Genomic DNA, 20,262 nt, shown 5'->3' with positions numbered 1-20,262 from the left:
GGTTGCGCGGCCCGGGCCCATAGGCGATGTCGAAGGAGGCATTCGAGGCGGCTTCGCGGAAGGCCCTTGCGTCCTCGCTGCCCTGGCGCAGCATCTCGGCGGCGCCTGGCACATGGCCCATGTTGTCGAAGGCGTCCGCCCAGTCGATACCCGCATCGCCCGCCGGGTCCTGCCCGGCGTCGCCCGCTACCAGTTCACTCATCACCAATCCTCTGCCCGGGGTCGTTACGACTCTCGAGCGGCAGACTGGCTGCGGGACGGGGGGAAGTAAACCACCTCCCCCCGGTTGCTGCGCTACTCGGCCGGCAGGGCGTTGGCGGCGGGGACGTCGTGCAGGGCTTCGGGTGTGGTGCCGGTCCAGCGGGCGTGGATCACCCGCCAAAGGGCGACCACCGGCGGCGGGCTGCTTTCTTCCGGCGTGCGGAACAGCCAGCCTTCAAGCGGTTGCGAGCTGGCCCAGATCAGCACCGGCGCCAGCAGCATCGGGCCGCAGACCGGTAGCAGCCAGAGGCTGAGCTGAGGCGCGACCCAGGTGACGACACCCAGACCGGCGGCGCCGATCAGGCTGATCCAACCACCCGCAGCCAAGCTGTCACCCGGGGTCAGGCGGCCTTCGCCGCGCTGGTTGGCAGGCCAGCCGCCATCGGCGCCCGACAGCACCTGGATCACCGCCTTGCTCTGGTAGGCCAGCAGCAGCGGCGCCAGGATCGAGGACAGCAGCAGCTCGGCCAGCACCGAGGGCGCGGCACGCCAGCCGCCAAAGCCACGACCGGCCCGCCCCGAGATCAGCCCGCCCAGCAGGATCGCCGCCTTGGGCAACACCAGCAGGCCGAGGATGCCGAGACCAAGCGCCAGGATCTGCCGGGTGCGGTCATCGGGGAACGAGGGGAACATCTGATGCGGCTCGGGGAAGTAATCCGGCGCGGGCGCCCAGACAGCCGCCGCCACCGAGGCCAGCAGGAACAGGCCCCAGACCAGCGAGACGAGATAGCTGAAAATGCCCTGCAGGAAGGTGAAGCGGCTCCAGCCCTTCAGCCCCGGCGCGGTCAGCAGGCGCATGTGCTGCAGGTTGCCCTGGCACCAGCGCCGGTCGCGGCGGGCGAAGGACAGAAGGTTGTCGGGGCCTTCCTCGTAAGAGCCGGGCAGCGTCTCGTCCAGGGTCACCCGCCAGCCCGCGCGCGCCAGCAGGGCGGCCTCCACGTAGTCATGGCTGAGGATGTCGCCGCCAAAGGGCGGACGTCCCGAGAGTGGCGGCAGGGCGCAGCTTTCGGCGAAGGCACGGATGCGGATCATCGCGTTATGGCCCCAGAACGGGCCCGTCCGGCCCTGCAACCGCGCCAGACCGCGCGCGAAGACCGGAGAGAAGAAGCTGGCCGAGAACTGCAGGGCCCGCCCGAAGACCGAGCGCGCCGAATGCAGCTGCGGCAGGGTCTGAAGCAGGCCAAGGTCAGGCTCGGCGCGCATCTTCTCGACCATGGCGCGGATCGCCTGGCCCTCCATCAGGCTGTCGGCATCCAGCACCAGCGCGTAGTCCCAGTTGCCGCCCGAGCGACGGATGAAATCCTCGACGTTGCCGGCCTTGCGGCCCCGGTTGTCCTCGCGGCGGCGGTAGAAGATGCGCTCCTGACCGCCGGTCTCCTGCACCAGCCGGGCGAAGGCGCGCAGCTCGGCCTCGGCGGCGGCCGGATCGCGGGTGTCCGAGAGGACGGCGATATCGGCACGCAGCTCGGCCCGCGCCATCGAGAGGTCCATCGCGGCGATGCGGGCGAAGGTGGCGACGGGATCCTCGTTGCAGATCGGGATCAGCAGCACGAGGTCGGGACGGGCCGCCGCCCCGCCGTTCAGCGACGGCATGGCGAAGGACCCCGCCGCCAGCGTGGCGGGGCCGGAGGCGACCGGCGCCTGCGGCCGGTTGCGCCGGCGCAGGTAGGGCGGCAGGCCGACCAGCGCCTGAGCCACGCCCCAGGCAAGCCAGGCGGTGGTGACGCAAACCAGCAGGCTGCGCAGCACGTCGAGCCAGCCGAAGCCATCAGCCAGCGCCGCATCCGCCATGAACCCGGTCGCCACCAGGGCACAGGCCCCGGCGAAAGCCAGGGCAAGCGTGCGCAGAAGCACGGGCGTCCTGACGGGAGGAATGCTGACAGGGTTCCCCGCCCCCCTTGGATCGCTCATGACACTCAGGCCGCCGTCTGACGGAAGCCTGCGAACAGGCCGAAGCGACGCCTTGCGCTTCCCTCGCGCTCGAGCTGCTGACGGGGCATCGCCAGCGGGGCCTCGGGCGGCGCCCAACTGGCGGGCTGCGCTTCGGCCTCGGCGTTCATCGGGGTGACGGCGGGTTCAATCGTCGCTGCGTGAAATTCGCTCTGAGAATGCTGTGTCATGCCTCTCTCAATCATTTTCGGGCCCCATCCACTGGTAGGCCCAGGTTTCGGACAGCACCTGGCCGTAGCCCTCGAGGTGTGCCGCAATCTCCACGATCTCGTCCCCCTTGGCCGAGATCTCGGTGACCAGGCGCCAGGTACGTGTCCCTTCGATGGGCGACAGGATGGCTTCCAGAACCTCCCCCCTGGCAGCGGTCACGAGGGGCGTAACCTCTGCTCCGGCAGGAAGTTCCCCCAGACGGCCACCTTCGAAGTCGATGACGAACTTTCGGCGGTCCTTCGCCGGTTCCGCGCCCGCATTGCCGCCATGACCGGCAAGGCTCCGCCGCACTGCGGCAAGATCGCCTCCGGCCAGTGCGCGGGCCTCGCCCGGCCCGGTGCCCCATTCCATGTCGTAGGCCACGCTGATTTCCTGACCGGCAGCGAAGCCGGTCTCGGGCACCCAGAAGGCGACGATATTGTCGTTGGTCTCGAGATCCGTCGGGATCTCGACCAGCCGCAGCCGGCCCCGGCCCCAGTCGCCACGCGGACGGATCACCAGCGAGGGCCGCAGATCGTAGCGCGCCTCGGCGTCCAGGTAGGCCTCGAAGCCGCGCGTCCGCTGCACCAGGCCGAAGGCGCGCGGGTTCTCCAGCGCGAAGTACGAGTTGCCCAGACGCGACGGGTTCTTCAGCGGCCGCCAGATCTTCTGCCCGCCGCTCTCGATGTAGAGACCTTCGCTGTCATGCACCGCCGGGCGGTAATCATCGTAGTCGCCCTGGTCCTGCGGTCCGTAGAGATACATCGAGGTCAGCGGCGCCAAGCCGATCTGCGCCACGTCGCGACGCAGGAACAGGTGCGCCTCGACGCCGATGCGGGTCGGATCCCCCGGGCGCACGGTCATGCGGAAGGCGCCGGTGACGCTTTCACTGCCAAGCGCGGCGCAGACCACCACCTCGTTGGAGGTCGCCGAAGGACGCTCCAGCCAGAAGGCCTCGAAGCGGGGGAACTCCTCGCCCTCGGGCAGGCCGGTGTTCACCGCCAGGCCGCGTGCCGAAAGGCCATAGCGGTTGCCCACGCCCAGGGCACGGAAATAGGAGGCACCAAGGAAGGCAACCACCTCGTCGAAGCGCCCCGCCTGGTTCAGCGGCGCATTCAGGCGGAAGCCGGCAACGCCCGGCATCTGCGTGTGTTCGGGGACATCGACGCCCAGCGGCTGGTGGTAGATGAAATCATCGGTCGAGAAGGCCATCGGCTGCGCCTGCCCCTGCGAGACCTCGTGCAGCGCCACCGGCTCGGCGAACAGCCAGCCGAGGTGGAAGGCATTGACACGGAAGCGCCCCTCGTCGGCCCAGCGTGCCCGCTCGGGGTCGAACTGGATGCGCTGGAAGCCGTCGTAGTCGAGCGCGCGGAAGAAGCCCTCGGCCTTCTGCGGCGCCAGCCATGGTTCGGCGGCCCGCTGACGCATGGTTTCGACCAGGGCTTCGAAGCTGAACGGCGAGGCCATGTCGCCGCTGCCCTCCTGCGCGCGCAGCGCGGCAGGCAGGGTCACCGCAAGCGCCGTCGAGCCCGCCAGCATCGCCAGCAGACGGCGACGGGAGGGATCGGCAGGCAGGTGGCGGGCGGCGGTTTCAGCGGCAGGTCGGTCGAGCAGGGCAGATCGTTCGGAGGCGGTGTTTCGGTTTGGCAGCATTCTTGGTCCCTTGTGATGCGCGCCCGGCAGGGGCGCGGCAACGTCTCTTGATCCTGAGCCGATCAGCGGCGCAGGCAATGGCACTCGCCGGGCCCGGCAGAGCTTCGCCAAGGGCCTGATGCGGCAACGCGGAAAACCCGCCGATGGTTCAATCCAACGGCAGGCGGAAGCAGCGTGAAAGGTAGAAAAAGATGGGCGGACAGGGCGAGTGACCCGGATAAACCCTTTGAGGGGAGGAACTTGCAGCTCGGCAATTTATCGCCTCTCCCCCCTGTCGCGCCAGAGGGATTCCGCGTGAGGCCTCGCGCGATCGGCGGAAAAGCGCCGACTTTTGCCGCGCCGCGGCATGAAATCGGGCGATGCTAGTAACAGGCGGAGCAGCCACGCAGATCCCCGCCACCCGGGCGCCCCTGAAGCGGCGGGGAAACGCGCGGAAAGCGGCAGGGCCAGGCGCCCAATTCCGCCCCCCTGCCCTGCCCGGAAACGCAAATCGCGCTGCCCTACGGCGACGCGATTCCCGCAAGCGAGGGTGAGGGGCGTTACATCAGCGCTTCGGCGCGCGCCCAGTCCAGAGTGCGGTCCAGGGCGCGGCCCATGCGCTCGATGATCCGGGCGATATCGGCCTCGGTGACGATCAGCGGCGGGCAGAGCGCCATGGTATCGCCCACGGCGCGGCTGATCAGCCCCTCTTCAGCGCAGAGGTCGGCACATTTCGCGCCCACCTTGGCGGCGGGATCAAAGGCGCTGGCGGCGGTCTTGCCGGCCACCAGCTCCAGCCCGGCGATCAGGCCGATGCCACGCACCTCGCCGACCAGCGGATGAGCGTCGAAGGCCGCGTGCAGGCCGCCGATGAAGGCCTCTTCCAGCGCGGCGGCATTGGCGACAAGGCCGCGCTCCTCGATGATCTTCACGTTCTCGAGGCCGACGGCGGTGGCGACGGGATGGCCCGAGCCGGTGTAGCCATGGCCGAAGGTGCCGATCTTGGCCGAATTGTCCGCGATCGCGCCATAGACCGCATCCGAGACCATGACCGCTGCCAGCGGCATGTAGGACGAGCTGATCTGCTTGGACAGCACCAGGATGTCGGGCTGGAAGCCGAACTTCTCGCAGGCGAAGGTGGTGCCGCAGCGCCCGAATCCGCAGATCACCTCGTCGGCGACCAGCAGCACGTCGTACTTCCGGCAGATCGCCGCGACGCCTTCCCAGTAGCCCGGCGGCGGCACCATGACGCCCCCGGCGCCCATGACGGGCTCGCCGATGAAGGCGGCGACGGTCTCGGGGCCCTCGGCCAGGATGGTGTCCTCGATCTCCTTCAGCAGGCGGGCGCAGAAATCGGCCTCGCTCTCGCCAGCTTCGGCGAAGCGCCAGAAGTGCGGCGTGGTGACATGGGTGACCGGGATCGCCGGCAGGTCGAAGTCGCGGTGGTTGCCCGGCAGCCCGGTGAGCGAGCCCGAGGCCACGGTGATCCCGTGGTAGCCCTTGTTGCGGGCGATGAACTTCTTCTTCCCGGGCCGGCCGAGGGCGTTGTTCATGTACCAGACCATCTTCACCACCGTGTCGTTGGCCTCGGAGCCCGAGTTGGTGAAGAAGCAGTGGTTCAGATCGCCCGGGGTCATCTCGGCCAGCTTCTCGGCCAGGCGGATCGAAGGCTCATGCGCCTTGTGGGCGAAGGTATGGTAGTAGGGCAGCGCCTCCATCTGCTTGATGGCGGCGTCTTTCAGGCGGGTCTCGGAGAAGCCGACGGCAACGGACCAAAGGCCAGCCATGCCCTCGATGTATTCCTTGCCCTTGTCGTCATAGACATGGACCCCCTCGCCCCGGGCGATGATCATTGGCCCCTGGGCCTCATGCGCGCGCATGTTGGTGTAGGGGTGCATCGAATGGGCGATGTCGGCCGCGACCAGAGAGTTCGAAATCTCGTTCATTGGGGATCCCTGTCAGGTTTGGAGGCCAGCGGGCTGGCCGAAGGAAAGAAAGGGGCGCGCACCGGATTCGCCCGTGACCCGCGCCTCGCTGCGCTCATTATATTGAGCGACTTCGGGTTTGAGAAGGGCAGAAGCGCGCCGGGCAGCGCGGCAGCGGACAGGGGCGATGCGGGCCGTTGGAAGGCGGTGCAAGGCGGCGGAGAGGCAGACCGGGTGCGAAGGGAGATCCCGACAAGGGGACGCGCCCCCGATCGCCGGAGGGAGGCCGGAGCGGGCGAGGAAGGGGGCGCTGCCCCCCTCTCCTGCGGAGAGACCCCCGGAGTATTTTCAGCCTGGTGATGATGCGGGGCGTGGCACGAGCGGGTGGCGGCCACCCCGGAGACCCCGAAGGCATCAGCCGCAGGCTGATAGCGGTGAGCGCCGGGAGGCGCGGCCGGTCAGTTGCCCGGTAACCGGGGCGTCCCCCGCGCCGCAGGCCGAATCTGCTGCTGGTTCGGTTCGCCGGAGCCTCCCCGTCTTTGCCCCTTCTCTGGCCCCTCGTCTCCGGCCCCCTTCTTTATTTCCGCGCGTCAGGGCGCCTTCAGAGAGGCGACATGCTCATGGCAATGGCAGCCGGTGAGATGGTCGTTGACCAGACCGCAGGCCTCCATGAAGGCATAGACGATGGTCGGCCCGACAAAGCGGAAGCCCGCGCGCTTGAGATCCTTCGAGACCCGCTCGGAGAGCGCCGTGCTGGGCGGCACCTCGGACTGCTGCGTGTAGCGCGGTTGCAGCGCGACGCCGTCGACGTATTTCCAGAGGAATTGATCGAACCCCTCGCGTGTCTCGATCTCGGCCCAGGCGCGGGCATTGCCGATGGTGGCCTCGATCTTGCCCCGGTGGCGGATGATGCCGGGATCCTGCAGCAGCGACACGACCCGATCCGGCCCCCATTCGGCGATCCGATGCGGATCGAAGCCGTCGAAGGCGGTGCGGAAATTGTCCCGCTTCTTCAGGATGGTAATCCAGCTCAACCCAGCCTGGAAGCCATCCAGCACCAGCTTTTCCCACAGCGCACGGCTGTCGCGTTCCGGCACCCCCCATTCCTCGTCGTGATAGGCAAGGTAGAGCGGCTCGGGCCCGGCCCAGGGGCAGCGGACGGGATCTGTAAACTTCACGGCTTAACCCCTTCTTGATCAGGACAGGGCACAAGGGCCCGGTCAGGAGGCAGGATGCCATGAGCAGAGGCAAGGTGAAATGGCAGGATGTCCCTTCGGGGATGGAAGACCCGCTGAGCTGGGCGGTCTCGACACGCGATGCGGAGGCGATGTCGATGGTTGCCCGCGCCCTCGATGCCGAGGAAGTCGCCCTGGCCTATCAGCCCGTGATGCGCGCCGGCAGTGGCCAGGTGGCCTTCTACGAGGGGCTGATCCGCATCTACGACCCCGCCGGGCGCATCATCCCCGCACGGGATTTCATCTCTTCCATCGAGGCGACGGAGCTGGGCCGCCGCGTCGACTGCGCCGCGCTCGACATGGGATTGCAGACCCTCGCCGACCACCCGGAGCTGCGCATCGCGATCAACATGTCGGCGCGCTCCATCGGCTATCCGCACTGGATGCAGGTGCTGACGCGGGGCCTTGACCGCGACCCGACCGCGGGCGAACGGCTGATCCTCGAGATCACCGAACATTCGGCCATGGTCCTGCCAGAGCTGGTGACATGCTTCATGCGCGACATCCAGGCCCGCGGCGTGGCCTTTGCCCTGGACGACTTCGGATCCGGGCACACCTCTTTCCGCCATCTCAGGGACTTCTTCTTCGATATCCTGAAGCTGGATGCGCTCTTTACCCGCGGCATCGCGGGCAACCCCGACAATCAGGTGCTGACCCAGGCGCTGCTGGTCATCGCCGAACAACTCGACATGTTCACCGTCGCCGAAGCCGTCGAAAGCGGCGAGGATGCCGCCTGGCTGGAAGCCAATGGGATAGAGTACCTGCAGGGCTACTACTATGGTGCGCCGACCATCCATCCGCCCTTGCATCGGGACGAAAGCTAGGCAACCGGCGGGGCCCTGCCACCCGCATCACGCCGTTGCGCGCAGCACAGTTGAGACACTGGGTCATTCGCGTTATCCAGATCCTAAGGGGCGTCACATGCCTCGCCAGGTGGAGGACCTAAATGACCAATGTCGTAATCGCATCCGCGGCCCGTACGCCCGTCGGATCCTTCCTCGGCTCTTTCGCCAGCACCCCCGCCCATGACCTGGGCGCCGCGGTCCTGGCCGAGATCGTCGCCCGCGCCGGGATCGACAAATCCGAGGTATCCGAAACCATCCTGGGCCAGGTGCTGACTGCGGGCCAGGGCCAGAACCCCGCCCGCCAGGCCCATGTCAACGCCGGCCTGCCGATCGAATCCGCCGCCTGGAGCATCAACCAGGTCTGCGGCTCGGGCCTGCGTGCCGTGGCACTTGGCGCGCAGCACATCATGCTGGGCGACGCCGCGGTGATCGCCGCCGGCGGCCAGGAAAACATGTCGCTGGCGCCCCATGTCGCCAACCTGCGCAACGGGCACAAGATGGGCGACGTCGCTTACATCGATTCGATGATCCGCGACGGCCTCTGGGACGCCTTCAATGGCTACCACATGGGCCAGACCGCCGAGAATGTCGCCAACCAGTGGAGCATCTCGCGCGAGCAGCAGGATGAATTCGCCGTCGCCAGCCAGAACAAGGCCGAGGCCGCGCAGAAGGCCGGCAAGTTCGCCGACGAGATCGTCCCCTTCACCGTGAAGACCCGCAAGGGCGAGATCGTCGTCGACCAGGACGAATACATCCGCCACGGCGCGACGCTGGAGGCCATGCAGAAGCTGCGCCCCGCCTTCACCAAGGACGGCTCTGTCACCGCGGCCAATGCCTCGGGCATCAACGACGGCGCCGCTGCCGTGCTGCTGATGAGCGCCGAGGACGCCGAGAAGCGCGGCATCGAGCCGCTGGCGCGCATCGTCTCCTATGCCACCGCCGGGCTGGACCCCTCGATCATGGGTGTCGGCCCGATCCATGCCTCGAAGAAGGCGCTGGAGAAGGCCGGCTGGAAAGCCACCGACCTGGACCTGGTCGAGGCGAACGAGGCCTTCGCCGCCCAGGCCTGCGCGGTGAACAAGGACATGGGCTGGGATCCGTCGATCGTGAACGTCAACGGCGGTGCCATCGCCATCGGCCACCCGATCGGCGCCTCGGGCTGCCGGGTGTTGAACACCCTGCTCTTCGAGATGAAGCGGCGAGGGGCGAAGAAGGGCCTCGCCACGCTCTGCATCGGCGGCGGCATGGGCGTTGCCATGTGCGTCGAACGCCCCTGACCGGAAAGAAAGGCGCCTTCGGGCGCCTTTCATAATTCTGTCAGCGGGTTACGCGAAGAAGGGGATGCCGGAAGGCATCTGTGGACTGAAATTGTTTTGGAAAGATTGTTGCTCAGAGGCAGGTATTTCAAGAACAATGCTGCCGAGCAATGGTGGGGAGGAAAGACATGGCTAGAACGGCTCTGGTAACCGGGGGCACCCGGGGAATCGGTGCGGCAATTTCCAAGGCGCTGAAGGCAGAGGGCTACCAGGTGGCCGCGACCTTCGCCGGCAACGAAGAAGCCGCTGCGGCCTTCACCGCGGAAACGGGCATTCACACCTACAAGTGGAACGTCGCCTCATACGAGGAGAGCAAGGCGGGGATCGAAAAGGTCGAGGCCGAGCTGGGCCCGATCGACACCGTCGTCGCCAATGCGGGCATCACCCGCGACGCGCCCTTCCACAAGATGACGCCCGAGCAGTGGAACGAGGTGATCGGCACCAACCTGACCGGCGTCTTCAACACGGTCCACCCGCTCTGGCCCGGGATGCGCGAGCGCAAGTTCGGGCGGGTCATCGTGATCTCGTCGATCAACGGCCAGAAGGGGCAGTTCGCCCAGGTCAACTATGCGGCCACCAAGGCCGGCGACCTCGGGATCATCAAGAGCCTTGCCCAGGAAGGCGCGCGCCACGGCATCACCGCCAATGCGATCTGCCCCGGCTACATCGCGACCGAGATGGTCATGGCGGTGCCCGAGAAGGTGCGTGACAGCATCGTCGCTCAGATCCCGGCGGGGCGTCTGGGCGAGCCGGAAGAGATCGCGCGCTGCGTGCTCTTCCTTGCCGCCGAGGATGCGACCTTCGTCAACGGCTCGACGATCTCGGCCAACGGCGGCCAGTTCTTCGTGTGACTTCCGCAACCTGCGGAGGCGACGCCGGGATCCGTCCCGGCGTTTCGCATATCCCCCACTGCCCTCAGCGATCAGGCAGGCCGGGACTGCGGTGCCGATCATGAAGAACGGGCGGCAGCCATCCTCTCTGCCGCCCGTTCCAGCCCGAAAGGCCTTTCGGGTATGTCCCTTCTGGAGGTGCGCCGGCTTGGCCGCCCGGCGCTGGCGGGGTCAGATCATGTGGTCCCTGGACCGGCGATCAATGCACGCCGGCAAGCCGGTTGATCTCTTCCTTGAGACGCAGTTTCTGCTTCTTCAGCGAGGTAATCTCGAGGTCGGAGACGCCGGGCGCGCGCTGCGCCTCGTCCACGGCCGCCGAGAGCGAGGCGTGTTTCTTCTTCAGTTCCTCAACGTGGGAAGACAAGCTCATCTTGGGGGACTCCTCTCTGGTTGTGGTGCCTTCAGTGCAGCACACTTTCGCAATTCTGTCACGTTCGTCCGTGAAGATTGCTTGCCCAGAGGTTTCCCAAGCGTAAATGCGCACAGGTTTCCGGGGGATTTCAGGCGAAAACGCGCGCCTTTCCGCCGAATCCGGCCCCGTCTATCACAAGTTCATCATCCGGTTACCCGAAGAGAAGCGGTCCGGCTTCGCGCAGGATGCGACTCGCCTCGGGCGTGTAGTCGTCCCGGTCGCGGTCATGGGCCATCCCCGCGTGCAGCAGCAGCCCGGCGTGCAAACGGAAGGCCGCCCGCCCGTTCTTGCGCCCGCGCAGCAGCACAAGCTGGCTTTCGCGACCCTGCCGCGGCAACAGCGGCTTCAGCTCGAGCGAGCCGAGGTGCGCCGCGAAGGCGGTCATCAGCTCGGGCAGCCTCTCGACCCTCTGGATGAAGGTGACATGGCCCCCGGGGTTGCAGCGCCGCGCCGCGACCTCGACCCAGGTGAAAAGGGGCGTTTCCTCGCCCAGGGCGCCCTCGCGCCCCGGTTCGGCGGCGGGGGTCGAGGCATCGCGCCGGAAGTAGGGTGGATTGGCGATGACATGATCAAACCGCTGCTGGCGCAGGGCCTCGGGCATCCGGGCCAGGTCGCCTTCGTGGACCTGCATCGCGAGGTCATTGGCCTCGGCGTTGCGCCGCGCCAGGTCGGCATAGTCCGGCTGGCGCTCCAGCCCCTGCAGCAGAAGGCCCGGTACCCGGCGCCCGGCACAGAGCGCCGCCGCCCCCGCGCCGCAGCCCAGGTCCAGCAGGCTGTCCCCGGCGCGCGCCACGACCGAGGCCGCCAGCAGCACCGGATCGACGCCCGCCCGATATCCCTTCAAAGGTTGATGCAGGACCAGCCGGCCGCCAAGGAACTGGTCGGCGCTCAGCGCCTCCCCCGGGGCGCTCACGGCGCCTCCGCCAGCCCGTTGTCGCGCATAACCTCTTGCGCGGCTTCGAAATCACCGTCGAGCACCATCAGGCGACGCGGGAAGATCCCGATCGAACCTTCGAGAACGCTCATGTTTACGTCCATTTCAAAGCAGTCTATATCCTCCCCCTGAAGAAGGGCCTTGGCAAAGGCCAGGCGGGTGGGATCGGTACTGCGCAGAAGCTCTCTCATGAGGCCAGCACTAGCCGAGCACCGCCCGGATTTCCAGATCCTTCGGCCGGCCCGTCCCGGCCCACAATAGGGGAGAGCCGGGTTGGACCAGGTTACAGCAAAACCGCATGACGCCCTGGCGACGCTTTTGCAGCCAGAGCTTGAGGCCACCGGCCAACTGATCCGGGCGCGGATGGAAAGCCGCTACGCGCCGCGCATTCCGCAGGTCACAGCGCATCTGGTCGATGCCGGCGGCAAGCGCCTGCGCCCGATGCTGACCCTCGCTGCCGCCAAGCTCTGCGGCTACCAGGGCCCCTACCATGTGCACCTGGCCGCCACGGTCGAGTTCATCCACACCGCGACCCTGCTGCACGACGACGTGGTCGACGAAAGCCAGCAACGGCGGGGCCGCCCGACGGCCAACCTGCTGTGGGACAACCAGTCTTCGGTGCTGGTCGGGGACTACCTCTTTGCCCGCGCCTTCCAGATGATGGTCGAACCGGGCAACCTGCGGGTGCTCGACATCCTGTCCTCTGCCGCCACCACCATCGCCGAGGGCGAGGTGCTGCAGCTGTCTGCCGCGCAGGACCTTGCGACCACGGAAGAGACCTACATAACCATCGTGCGCGGCAAGACCGCGGCGCTGTTCTCGGCGGCGACCGAGTCGGGCGCCGTTCTGGCCGAGGCGCCGGATGCCCATGTTCAGGCGCTGCTCACCTATGGTGACGCGCTTGGGATCGCCTTCCAGATGGCCGACGACCTGCTGGATTACCAGGGCGACAGCGGCCAGACCGGCAAGAACATCGGTGACGACTTCCGCGAGCGCAAGCTGACCCTGCCGGTGATCCGCGCCGTGGCCGCCGCCGACGAGGAAGAGCGCGCCTTCTGGCATCGCACCATCGGGCGCGGCAAGCAGGAAGAGGGTGACCTGGAGCAGGCCCTGGCGCTGTTTGCCAAGCACGGCACGCTGGAAAGCACCCGCCAGACCGCGCTGGACTGGTCCGCCAGGGCCCGCGACGCGCTGCAGGTCCTGCCTGAAAGCGAAATCCACGACCTGCTGGCCGATCTGGCCGCCTATGTCGTCGCCCGCCTGAACTGAGCTGTCGTGCCTGCCGCGCCATTCCGGCGCGGCGCGGCACGTCGTTGCCTCAGTCGAAGATTCCGGCGACCCGGCCCAGCAGCATGAAGGCCCGCGCGGTGCGGGTTTCCGACAGATCCTGGATTTCCTGGTCCGAGGCGATCTTCTCGAAGTCGACCAGCATCTTGTCGAAGCGTCGCAGGAAATGGTGCCCGGCATCGCGGAAGATCGGGTCCTGCTTCATCCGCCCCGCGGCCAGGGCCAGGGACGAGCGATCCCGGATCCCGCCAAGCGCCGCCACCTGGCGGCCTCTCTCGCCCCCGGCAAAGCGCCGCCAGATCTCCGAGCGCGCCATGTCGGGGCGCAGGTCGTCCATGTAGATTCCGTCCTGGCTGAGCAGGGTCAGCACGTCCTGTGCCGCCTGGATCAGCAAGGCCGTCTGGCGATCCTTCAGCGCCTTGCGCAGGGCGGCGAAGCCCTCTTCGTCCTCGGCGGTCTCGGGGAAGTTCAGGGCGCGGATGAAATCCTCGCGCGACAAGGGCGCGGTCTGGGCCCCCACCGGGGTTTCCAGCGGCAACGCCTCCTGGCCCTCGTCCACGGCGGGCGCGGCGGGGGACGGCACCACGGGGCGCGGCTCCTGCGCCACGGAATGCTCGCGGATCGAGCTGAAGGTCAGCAGCGCCGTCTCGGTCTTGCGCTGCGCCACCGCGATCTCGTCCAGCTTGCGCGCGATGGTGCTGTCGCCGCCCTTCTGGTTCTGGTTCACGTAGGCCTGGCGGATGGCGTCGATGGCGGTGCGCAGGCGGGCGCTTTCCTCGCGCATCACCCGGGCCGAGCGCGCAGCCATGGCCGCGACCCAGACCATGGTCACCGGCATCAGCACGGCGAAGACCGTCAGGACCAGCCGCAGCGACCCATCCGCGCCCGCATCGGCACCGTCATAGAGAAAGAGAAAATACACCGCCGCCCCGAGCAGCCAGAACAGGCTGAGGATCAGGGCGATTGCCTCGGCAGCGGTCAGTCCGCGCGCCCCGGCACTGTCATAAGCTCCGACCAGGGTCGGCTTGCTCTGCTGGCTTTCGTTCATTGCCGCGTTCTGCACCTTGCTTGCACCGCGCCGCTCTCGCCCGGCGGCGCCGCGCGCCTCGTGCCGGGGTGCCTCGGCCTCGAACCCGTCCAGCCGATAGGCCAGCCGGGCCTCGCCCGCGGGGATCGAGATCGGTCCCCCGGACCCTTCCCTCAGCGGCCGGGTCCGGGCCTGCCGGGGCTTTTCGCCGCCCGGCCGATGCCCCGATCCGCCAGGGTTGCCACCTGTCCTGCTGCTACCCAAGTTCCCGAGCCTTCCGACCGCGCGGAGATCCCGCGCGTCCTTCGTTCACCTTATTCGTAAACGATTTTGAGAACTTCGTAAGACTTTTCGCCACCCGGCGTGCGGACTTCGACGGAATCGCCTTCTTCCTTGCCGATCAGCGCCCGCGCGATCGGAGATTTGACGTTCAGCAGTCCGGCCTCGATGTTGGCCTCCTGCTCACCGACGATCTGCCAGGTCTTCTCTTCCTCGGTATCCTCGTCGACGAGAGTCACCTTCGCGCCGAACTTGATCGACCCCGACAGCGTCTTCGGGTCGATCACCTCGGCCAGGCCGATCAGGCTTTCCAGCTCCTTGATCCGGCCTTCGATGAAGCTCTGCTTCTCGCGGGCCGAATGGTATTCGGCATTTTCCGACAGGTCACCGTGCTCACGCGCCTCGGCAATCGCCCGGATGATCTCGGGACGTTCGACGGACTTGAGCTGCTTCAGCTCGGTTTCCAGCTTCTGGAAGCCGGCGCGGGTCATCGGTACTTTTTCCATCGGGCCCTCCTCAGGCACGTAGAAAGGGGCCGCCCGGGCCCCTTCCTTCATTCTCGTCAGTCCGGATACCTGACCCAAATACGAGGGTCATTGCAAGCGGTTTGCAACTGCCGTGGCGGTCACCGGCTCATCCCTGGTGCGAGGCGACTTCCCATTCGATCCCGTCATGGTCGAGGAAGTAGAAACGCCGTCCGGGGGCGTATTCCCCGTGATTGATCGGTTCGAAACCGGCCTGTTCCACCCGTGCCTCGACGGCGCCGATATCCTCGTCGGTGAAGACGGCAAGGTGGTTCAGACTGCCCTGGGTGCGGTAGCGCGCGGCGCGCGGCGCGTTCTGTCCGCCGTAGGTGAACAGGGCCACGTAGCTGTCGTCACCGCCGACATGGACCGTGCGCCCGGTCTGCATCCCGGCGCCCTGCCAGCGTACCTTCCAGCCGAAGACATCGCAGAGCCAGGCCGCCGTCGCTTCGGGATCGTTCACGGTGATATTCGCATGTTCCAGACGGATCATCGCTGTTGTCCTTCTCGTTGGTTTGGGTTGCGCCATCCTCGGGCCTCAAGCACACTTGAGGGCAAGGAGAAAGAAATGCCTGAAACCAGACCCTTGCGAAGACCCCTGCGACGAGACGGCCTGACCATCGGCCAGATTGCGGCGCGTACCGGCCTGTCGGTCTCGGCGATCCGCTACTACGAGACCGAGGGGCTGATCGCCCCCTGGCGCAATGATGCTGGCCAGCGGCGCTTCGAGAGGGCCGATATCCGGCGGCTGTCCTTCGTGCTGATCGCCCAGGGCCTTGGCGCCTCGATCGCCGAGATCCGCGCCCAGCTGTCCCGCCTGCCGAAGGGGCGCACCCCGACGGCGGCGGACTGGCGGCACCTGTCCGAGAGCTACCGCGCCGACCTCGACCGCCGGATCGCCCGGTTGCAGAAGCTGCGCGACAACCTCGATGGCTGCATCGGCTGCGGCTGCCTCTCGCTGGACCGCTGCGCGCTCTACAATCCCGGTGACCGCGCCGGGGCGGCAGGCCCCGGCCCGCGCTACCTGATGGGGGACAGCCCGGAGGCCGGCTGAGCAAGGCCGCGCGCCCGGCGCGGTTTCTGCCCGAACCTTCTGACGCATCGTTGCAATTGACCCTGCGGGGTGCGAAGCGATATCGAAGCGAAAGAAAATTGCCAAGCCATGCCGACGGGGAAGCCAACATGTCCGAGACGCAACGCGAGAAGATGGAATACGACGTGGTCATCGTCGGGGCGGGTCCCGCCGGTCTGTCTGCCGCCATCCGCCTGAAACAGCTTGATGCCGACCTCGAAGTGGTCGTGCTGGAAAAGGGCTCGGAAGTGGGCGCGCATATCCTGTCGGGCGCCGTGCTGGACCCCTGCGGCCTCGATGCGCTGATCCCCGACTGGAAGGCCAAGGGCGCGCCGCTGAACACGCCGGTCAAGGACGACAACTTCTACATGCTGGGCGAGGCGGGCGAGATCCGCGTGCCCAACTTCCCCATGCCGCCGCTGATGAACAACCACGGCAATTACATCGTCTCGATGGGCAATGTCTGCCGCTGGATGGCCGAACAGGCCGAAGAGCTGGGCGTCGAGATCTTCCCCGGCATGTCCTGCTCGCAGCTGATCTACGAGGGCGGCGTGGTGAAGGGCGTCGTCGCCGGTGAATTCGGCCGCGAGGCCGATGGCTCGGAAGGGCCCGGCTACGAGCCCGGCATGGAGCTCCACGGCAAGTATGTCTTCATCGCCGAGGGCGTGCGCGGCAGCCTCGCGAAAGAGCTGATCGGGAAGTACGAGCTGTCCAAGGGCCATGAGCCGCAGAAGTTCGGCCTGGGCATGAAGGAGATCTGGGAGATCGACCCGGCCAAGCACCGCGAAGGCTCGGTGACGCATACGATGGGCTGGCCGCTGAACTCGAACGCCGGAGGCGGGTCGTTCATCTACCACCTCGAGAACAATCAGGTCTACGTCGGCTTCGTGGTTCACCTGAACTACAAGAACCCGCACCTCTACCCCTACATGGAATTCCAGCGCTTCAAGCACCATCCGATGGTCAAGGACCTGCTGGAGGGCGGCAAGCGCGTGGCCTACGGCGCCCGTGCGATTTCCGAGGGCGGTTACCAGTCCATGCCCAAGATGACCGTACCCGGCGCGGCCCTGCTGGGCTGCTCGGTCGGCATGGTCAACGTGCCGCGCATCAAGGGCAACCACAACGCCATGCTCTCGGGCAAGGCGGCAGCCGAGGCCGCCTATGCGGCGCTGCAGGCCGGGCGCTCGGGCGACGAGCTGACCGACTACGAGACCGAGGTGCGCAAGGGCGCCATCGGCAAGGACCTGAAGAAGGTCCGCAACGTGAAGCCGCTGTGGTCGAAGTACGGCCTGACCGCCTCTCTGGCGCTTGGCGGCTTCGACATGTGGACGAACACCTTCGGCTTCTCCCTGCTGGGCACGCTGAAGCACGGCAAGACCGACGCCGAGGCGACCGAGCCGGCCGCCAAGCACAAGCCCATCGACTACCCCAAGCCCGACGGCAAGATCAGCTTCGACCGGCTGACCAACGTGGCCTTCGCGGCCACCAACCACGAGGAAAGCCAGCCCTGCCACCTGAAGCTGGCCGACCCGGACATCCCGCTGAAGGTCAACCTGCCCACCTATGACGGCCCGGCGGCGCGCTACTGCCCCGCAGGTGTCTACGAATACGTGGGCGAAGGCGCGGACAAGCGGTTCCAGATCAACTTCCAGAACTGCGTCCACTGCAAGACCTGCGACATCAAGGACCCGACCCAGAACATCAACTGGACCACGCCGCAGGGCGGGGACGGGCCGAACTATCCCAATATGTAAACTGCGCGGGAACTTTTCCGCGAGCGGGGGGCGTCCATCGGGCGCCCCTCATTGCTTTGACAACTTTCGGCCCTTAACCTGACCCGACAAGAAATCACGAGGTCTCCCGGGATGAAAGCCAAGAAGCTTGTCCAGCTTTCCGCTCTGGCGCTTGCCGCCCTTCTGCCGCTCCCGGTGTTGTCGGCGGACCTTGCCGGCAATTACCTTGCCGCGCGGCAGGCCCGGCTGACCAACGACTACGACGCCTCGGTGCATTACTACATGCGCGCCCTCGGCAATGCGCCACGGGAACCGCGGCTACTGGACGGGCTGGTGATGGCACAGGTCTCGGCCGGGGCGGTCGACAGCGCCGTCAGTGCCGCGCGACGCCTCGAAGAGCTGGGCATCGACAGCCAGGTGGCGCACATGGCCCTTCTGGCGGACGAGCTGACCCGCGAGGACTTCGCGGCGGTGCAGACCCGGCTGGCCGAGAACCGCGGCATCGGACCGCTGGTCGACGGCCTCCTGTCCGCCTGGGTCCAGCTGGGACAGGGCGACATGAGCGGCGCGCTGGCCCGTTTCGACGCGGTCGGCGAAGAGCCGGGGCTGGGCCGTTTCGCCCGCTACCACAAGGCTCTGGCCCTGGCCTATGTCGGCGACTTCGAGGGGGCCGAGGCGCTCTATGCCGCCGATGGTGACCGCCCGGTGCAGATGACCCGCCGCGCCATCCTCGCCCGGGTCGAATCCCTGTCGCAGATGGATCGCAACGCCGATGCGTTGACCCTGATCGACAATGTCTTCGGCTCGGACCCCGGGATCGAGGTGCAGCAGCTGCGCGACCGCCTCGCGGCGGGTGAGACGCTGCCCTACACCCATGTCCGCTCGGTCCGGGATGGCGTGGCAGAGGTCTTCTACTCCGTCGCCGCCGCGCTGGAACAAGAGGCCAGCGAAGCCTACACCCTGCTTTACGCCCGCATGGCGACCGCGCTGCGTCCCGACCACGTGGACGCGATCCTGCTGACCGGCGAACTGCTGGAGGATCTCGACCGCCCCGAGCTGGCCACCCGCGCCTATCGCAAGGTCCCGCGCGACGACGCCGCCTTCTACCTGGCAGAGCTGGGCCGCGCCGCCGCGCTGCGCAAGGCCGGCCGTCCCGATGCCGCGCTCGAGGTGCTGGACCAGCTGGCCGAGACCTATCCCGACCTGCCCAAGGTGCAGGCCTCGCGCGGCGATCACTACCGCTGGCAGGGCAAGCACCTCGAGGCGGTGCAGGCCTATGACGCGGCGCTGGATCTCTACAGCGGCGAGGACATGACGAAATGGTTCGTCTACTACGCCCGCGGCATGAGCCAGGAACGCCTTGGCAACTGGCCCGAGGCGAAATCGGATTTCCGCGCCGCGCTGGCGCTCAACCCCGATCAGCCCAACCTGCTGAACTACTTCGGCTATTCCATGGTCGAGAAGCGCGAGGACCTCGACGAGGCGCTGGCAATGATCGAGAAGGCCGTGTCGATCGACCAGACCTCTGGCTATATCGTCGACAGCCTCGGCTGGGCGCTGTTTCAGCTGGACCGCTTCGATGAATCCGTCGTCCACATGGAACGCGCCGCCGCCCTGATGCCGGTCGATCCGGTGGTCAACGATCACCTCGGCGATGCCTACTGGATGGTCGGCCGTCACCGCGAGGCGCAGTTCCAGTGGACCCGCGCCCTGTCCTTCAACCCCGAAGAGGCCGAGGCCGCCCGCATCCGCCGCAAGCTGCAGGTCGGGCTGGACGCCGTGCTGGCGGACGAGCAGAAGAGCACCGAACAGGTCGCCCGCGACGGCGGCTGAGCCGGAGAGCCCCAGATGACGAACGCAATGACGGTGCAGGGCCTGCTGGCCCCTGCCAAGGTGAACCTTGCTCTGCATGTCACGGGCCAGCGCGCCGACGGCTATCACCTGCTTGATTCGCTTGTGGTCTTCGCGGATCGGGGCGACCGGGTCTCGGTCACGCTCTCGGATGCCTATGAGATGACCGTCAGCGGCCCCCGCAGCGCCGGGGTGCCGGCTGGCGAAACCAACCTCTGCCTGCGTGCCGCGCGGCTGGCCGGGCAGCCCTGCCGGATCCACCTGGAAAAGCATCTGCCCAGCGAGGCGGGCATCGGCGGCGGCTCGTCCGATGCGGCGGCGGTGCTGCGCGCCCTTGCCGACCTGGGCACCCCGATCCCCGGGGGCACCGAGGTGCTGGGCGCCGACCTGCCCGTCTGCCTGAGCCCGCGTGCCGCCCGGATGCAGGGCGTGGGGGAACAGGTCTCCCCCGCACCGATCCTGCCGCCCCTGCCCGCGCTGCTGGTCAACCCCGGCCGCCCCGTCGCCACGCCCGCCGTCTTCAAGCGGTTGGAAAAGCGTGACAATCCCGGTATCGGTCCCCTGCCCGCCCCGCTGGCGACACCGGAAGAGGCCGCGCTTTACCTTGCCGGGCTGCGCAATGACCTGGAAGCCCCCGCCATGGCGCTGGAACCCGCCATCAGTGCCGTGCTGGGCGCGCTCGCCAGCCTGCCGCTCTGCCTGTTCAGCCGCATGTCGGGATCGGGTGCCACCTGCGTCGCGCTCTTTCCCACGCCCGAGGCGGCGGGCACCGCCGCCCGGATACTGGCTGCGGCCCATCCCGACTGGTGGATCTGCGACACGGTGCTGACCTAGCAAAACAAGGCTTTTCGGCACCTTCCCGCCCATGGCGGAACTGCGCTGTTTGAGTATTGGTCGAAT

General features: G+C 67.4%; 19 protein-coding genes and 1 pseudogene. 8 read left to right on the top strand and 12 right to left on the bottom strand.

The window, feature by feature from the left end; genetic code table 11:
* The 6 genes and pseudogenes from OS124_RS24665 to OS124_RS0113535 form a co-directional block, all read right to left on the bottom strand.
* A pseudogene (locus OS124_RS24665) lies at positions 1-202 on the bottom strand (hypothetical protein); the annotation flags it as partial.
* Positions 203-294: 92 nt separating this feature from the next.
* Positions 295-2,115: a glucans biosynthesis glucosyltransferase MdoH gene (gene mdoH, locus OS124_RS0113560; protein ID WP_010140245.1), complete on the bottom strand. Its 1,821-nt coding sequence runs from the start codon at positions 2,113-2,115 to the stop codon at positions 295-297.
* Between the two features lie 62 nt (positions 2,116-2,177).
* Complete coding sequence (locus OS124_RS0113555; protein ID WP_010140244.1) at positions 2,178-2,381, bottom strand: hypothetical protein; 204 nt, start codon at positions 2,379-2,381, stop codon at positions 2,178-2,180.
* A gap of 7 nt (positions 2,382-2,388) precedes the next feature.
* Positions 2,389-4,053 (bottom strand): glucan biosynthesis protein, encoded by a 1,665-nt coding sequence (locus tag OS124_RS0113550; RefSeq protein ID WP_010140243.1) that lies wholly within the window; start codon positions 4,051-4,053, stop codon positions 2,389-2,391.
* Between the two features lie 539 nt (positions 4,054-4,592).
* The gene (locus OS124_RS0113540) at positions 4,593-5,978 is read right to left on the bottom strand and encodes an aspartate aminotransferase family protein (RefSeq protein WP_010140242.1); all 1,386 of its coding nucleotides are present in this window, start codon (positions 5,976-5,978) and stop codon (positions 4,593-4,595) included.
* A 569-nt stretch (positions 5,979-6,547) separates the two neighbouring features.
* On the bottom strand, positions 6,548-7,135 hold the full coding sequence (locus OS124_RS0113535) for a DNA-3-methyladenine glycosylase I (RefSeq protein WP_010140241.1): 588 nt from the start codon (positions 7,133-7,135) through the stop codon (positions 6,548-6,550).
* A gap of 59 nt (positions 7,136-7,194) precedes the next feature.
* On the opposite strand from OS124_RS0113535, the gene OS124_RS0113530 reads away from it, so the two are divergent.
* The 3 genes from OS124_RS0113530 (at position 7,195) to phbB (ending at position 10,204) form a co-directional block, all read left to right on the top strand.
* Positions 7,195-8,016: an EAL domain-containing protein gene (locus tag OS124_RS0113530; RefSeq protein WP_040607140.1), complete on the top strand. Its 822-nt coding sequence runs from the start codon at positions 7,195-7,197 to the stop codon at positions 8,014-8,016.
* Between the two features lie 122 nt (positions 8,017-8,138).
* Positions 8,139-9,314 (top strand): acetyl-CoA C-acetyltransferase, encoded by a 1,176-nt coding sequence (locus tag OS124_RS0113525; RefSeq protein ID WP_010140239.1) that lies wholly within the window; start codon positions 8,139-8,141, stop codon positions 9,312-9,314.
* 167 nt (positions 9,315-9,481) lie between these two features.
* Positions 9,482-10,204, top strand: a complete 723-nt coding sequence (phbB, locus tag OS124_RS0113520) for an acetoacetyl-CoA reductase (protein ID WP_010140238.1) — start codon at positions 9,482-9,484, stop codon at positions 10,202-10,204.
* Positions 10,205-10,442: 238 nt separating this feature from the next.
* On the opposite strand, the gene OS124_RS26620 is transcribed toward phbB, so the two are convergent.
* The 3 genes from OS124_RS26620 to OS124_RS0113505 all read right to left on the bottom strand — a co-directional run bounded on the left by OS124_RS26620 (position 10,443) and on the right by OS124_RS0113505 (position 11,780).
* Positions 10,443-10,613: a YdcH family protein gene (locus OS124_RS26620; RefSeq protein ID WP_010140237.1), complete on the bottom strand. Its 171-nt coding sequence runs from the start codon at positions 10,611-10,613 to the stop codon at positions 10,443-10,445.
* 193 nt (positions 10,614-10,806) lie between these two features.
* Positions 10,807-11,568: a tRNA1(Val) (adenine(37)-N6)-methyltransferase gene (locus OS124_RS0113510; RefSeq protein ID WP_010140236.1), complete on the bottom strand. Its 762-nt coding sequence runs from the start codon at positions 11,566-11,568 to the stop codon at positions 10,807-10,809.
* Complete coding sequence (locus tag OS124_RS0113505) at positions 11,565-11,780, bottom strand: putative signal transducing protein (protein WP_010140235.1); 216 nt, start codon at positions 11,778-11,780, stop codon at positions 11,565-11,567. Before OS124_RS0113505 ends, OS124_RS0113510 begins: the two co-directional genes overlap by 4 nt.
* A gap of 82 nt (positions 11,781-11,862) precedes the next feature.
* Here OS124_RS0113505 and OS124_RS0113500 point away from each other — a divergent pair, with 82 nt between their 5' ends.
* Positions 11,863-12,858 (top strand): polyprenyl synthetase family protein, encoded by a 996-nt coding sequence (locus tag OS124_RS0113500; protein ID WP_010140233.1) that lies wholly within the window; start codon positions 11,863-11,865, stop codon positions 12,856-12,858.
* A 49-nt stretch (positions 12,859-12,907) separates the two neighbouring features.
* Here OS124_RS0113500 and OS124_RS0113495 read toward each other — a convergent pair whose 3' ends face one another.
* The 3 genes from OS124_RS0113495 to OS124_RS0113485 all read right to left on the bottom strand — a co-directional run bounded on the left by OS124_RS0113495 (position 12,908) and on the right by OS124_RS0113485 (position 15,199).
* Positions 12,908-13,924: a hypothetical protein gene (locus OS124_RS0113495; RefSeq protein WP_010140232.1), complete on the bottom strand. Its 1,017-nt coding sequence runs from the start codon at positions 13,922-13,924 to the stop codon at positions 12,908-12,910.
* A 293-nt stretch (positions 13,925-14,217) separates the two neighbouring features.
* Positions 14,218-14,688 (bottom strand): transcription elongation factor GreA, encoded by a 471-nt coding sequence (gene greA, locus OS124_RS0113490; RefSeq protein WP_010140231.1) that lies wholly within the window; start codon positions 14,686-14,688, stop codon positions 14,218-14,220.
* Positions 14,689-14,815: 127 nt separating this feature from the next.
* The gene (locus OS124_RS0113485) at positions 14,816-15,199 is read right to left on the bottom strand and encodes a VOC family protein (protein ID WP_010140230.1); all 384 of its coding nucleotides are present in this window, start codon (positions 15,197-15,199) and stop codon (positions 14,816-14,818) included.
* 75 nt (positions 15,200-15,274) lie between these two features.
* On the opposite strand from OS124_RS0113485, the gene soxR reads away from it, so the two are divergent.
* The 4 genes from soxR to OS124_RS0113465 all read left to right on the top strand — a co-directional run bounded on the left by soxR (position 15,275) and on the right by OS124_RS0113465 (position 20,196).
* Positions 15,275-15,760: a redox-sensitive transcriptional activator SoxR gene (gene soxR, locus OS124_RS0113480; protein WP_010140229.1), complete on the top strand. Its 486-nt coding sequence runs from the start codon at positions 15,275-15,277 to the stop codon at positions 15,758-15,760.
* Between the two features lie 128 nt (positions 15,761-15,888).
* Entirely contained in the window at positions 15,889-17,532 is a 1,644-nt protein-coding gene (locus OS124_RS0113475; RefSeq protein WP_010140228.1) for an electron transfer flavoprotein-ubiquinone oxidoreductase, read from the top strand.
* A gap of 111 nt (positions 17,533-17,643) precedes the next feature.
* Positions 17,644-19,344, top strand: a complete 1,701-nt coding sequence (locus tag OS124_RS0113470) for a tetratricopeptide repeat protein (protein ID WP_010140227.1) — start codon at positions 17,644-17,646, stop codon at positions 19,342-19,344.
* Between the two features lie 15 nt (positions 19,345-19,359).
* The gene (locus tag OS124_RS0113465; RefSeq protein ID WP_010140226.1) at positions 19,360-20,196 is read left to right on the top strand and encodes a 4-(cytidine 5'-diphospho)-2-C-methyl-D-erythritol kinase; all 837 of its coding nucleotides are present in this window, start codon (positions 19,360-19,362) and stop codon (positions 20,194-20,196) included.
* The last annotated feature ends 66 nt before the right edge of the window (positions 20,197-20,262 follow it).

Origin of the sequence: Oceanicola sp. S124 (assembly GCF_000220565.1) — a bacterium.
Taxonomy (GTDB): Bacteria; Pseudomonadota; Alphaproteobacteria; order Rhodobacterales; family Rhodobacteraceae; genus Pseudooceanicola.
The sequence above is the reverse complement of the archived record's forward strand: the minus strand, read 5'-3'. Positions and strand labels throughout refer to the sequence as shown.